Genomic DNA, 2,057 nt, shown 5'->3' with positions numbered 1-2,057 from the left:
GGGGGGGGGGGGGGGGGGGGGGCGCGGGGAGTGTGGGGCGGGGGCGCGGGGAGTGTGGGGCGGGGGCGCGGGGAGTGTGGGGCGGGGGCGCGGGGAGTGTGGGGCGGGGGCGCGGGGAGTGATAAAAGTCAGATCAGCTGAAAATGCCATGACTTACCCACTCAGATATGTAAAATATCTGTAATCCTCTTTTCCCTACTGCAAATTGGTTTAATCTTCTAACAAGAGCAAAATTAAAAAGATTACAATCTCTTGAACTGGATTTAACCATGAAAATTGATCATGTTCATTTCTATGTTGAAGATGCTACAGTTTTTTCTGATTGGTTAGTCCACACTCTTGGCTTTCAACGGGTCGCCAGTGGCAGTAGTTACCATACCTACACAGAAGTTGTAAAAAGTGGCTCAATCACGTTTCTTATCTCTTCACCTCTAACATCAGCAAGTCCTATTGCTGAGTTTTTGCGTCTACATCCTCCTGGGGTGGCTGACATCGCTTTTCTAGTAGAAGACCTGGAAGCGGTGATTGAGAATACGTCCGCTCAGGGCAACCAAGTGGTACAACCACCTCAGGAGCAATTTCAAAGACAGGGACGCCTAAAGTGGAGTAGAATCCCCTCCTGGGGTTCTCTGGTTCATACCCTGGTTGAGCGAGATGGCATCTGTGACGAATCGTTTTTCCCGGCTCAGTTGAACTGGATCACGAAGACTGCTCAGGGTAAGCCACCCTCCCTCAGTATAGAGGGAAACCAGGGAAATAACCATCCTCAGACCATGTTCACCACCATTGATCATGTAGTACTTAATGTAGCGGTTGGTGAGTTAGAACGGGCAGTAAATTGGTATCAACACGTGCTGGGATTTTGCCCACAACAAATATTTTCTATTAAGACACAACAGTCTGGTTTATACTCTCAGGTCATGGTTGATCCCACTGGTGAAGTGCAGTTGCCGATCAATGAACCAACTTCTGCTAATTCCCAGATTCAGGAATTTCTAGATTTCAATGGTGGACCAGGAATCCAGCATATTGCTCTTAGAACTAGCAATATAGTAGAAGCGATCGCGCAACTCCGTGGTCGAGGTTTACCGTTTATTGAAGTTCCTCCCAGCTACTACAGCCAGTTGCGGCAAAGACCAGGGGGCTCTAATTTACCTTTACCACCAGCAGAATGGGAAGAAATTGCTACCAGACAAATTTTAGTAGATTGGCAGCAAGAGTTTCCTCAAGCTTTGTTACTTCAAACCTTCACCAAGCCCATTTTTGGCAAGCCTACTTTCTTTTTTGAAGTGATTGAGCGCCGCTTTCAGGCCAAGGGCTTTGGAGAAGGAAATTTTCGTGCTTTATTTGAAGCCATCGAGCGGGAACAGAACAAGCGAGGAAGTTTAGGAACCTAAGCTAATGCGCTACGCGCACGCGTGCGCGTTCAGCATACGGCGGTTTGCATAACTATCAGGTACACAGGATTGTTTTCCCACTTCCGACTTCCCTGTTCTCTCTTCCCTCTTCCCTGCTCCCTGCTCCCTGCTCCCTACTCCCTAAAAACCCAGAACGAAAGTACCTAACTGAATGGCAAACCGCTGTATGCTTACGTTAATAATGCTCAAGGTTAATTTCTCTACTTGGAGGTATTGACAAAATGCCTTAGCTTTTAACTTGTAACGAATATCAAGTATCCAGTAGAATTCTCTGTATAGTGACAAACCTTAGTTTTATAGACCATAAAATCATGGGAAGTAAGAGTGGGAAGGTGTCGTCTAAGAAAAAAAAACGGGGGCGGTCAGTCCTTTATTTTAGAGTCCTTTACCTTCTAGGTCAAACTATGGTAAAACAAGTCGTTTCGACGGAAACTGTTTAGACTAACTATTTCCTCATCTTAAACTCAAAAACCATAAAGTGTCATCAAAGGTGAGTTTTAAATGTTAACCGCATTACAACAAAAAAAATTAACAACATTATTCAATAATATCGATGCTGATTCAGGTGGAACTCTCAACCAAGATGATTTTCATCTGATTTTGAATAAACTGGCTAGTTCACGAGGGCTAAAACCTAAT

Annotated in this window: 1 protein-coding gene; it reads left to right on the top strand. The window is 45.2% G+C overall.

Annotation, left to right across the window (positions count from 1 at the left end):
• Positions 1 to 269: 269 nt before the first annotated feature.
• On the top strand, positions 270 to 1,397 hold the full coding sequence (hppD, locus tag F6K37_RS39675; RefSeq protein WP_009149701.1) for a 4-hydroxyphenylpyruvate dioxygenase: 1,128 nt from the start codon (positions 270 to 272) through the stop codon (positions 1,395 to 1,397).
• The last annotated feature ends 660 nt before the right edge of the window (positions 1,398 to 2,057 follow it).

Source organism: Moorena sp. SIO4E2, from assembly GCF_010671945.1.
In the GTDB taxonomy this organism is placed as follows: domain Bacteria; phylum Cyanobacteriota; class Cyanobacteriia; order Cyanobacteriales; family Coleofasciculaceae; genus Moorena; species Moorena producens.
The sequence above is the reverse complement of the archived record's forward strand: the minus strand, read 5'-3'. Positions and strand labels throughout refer to the sequence as shown.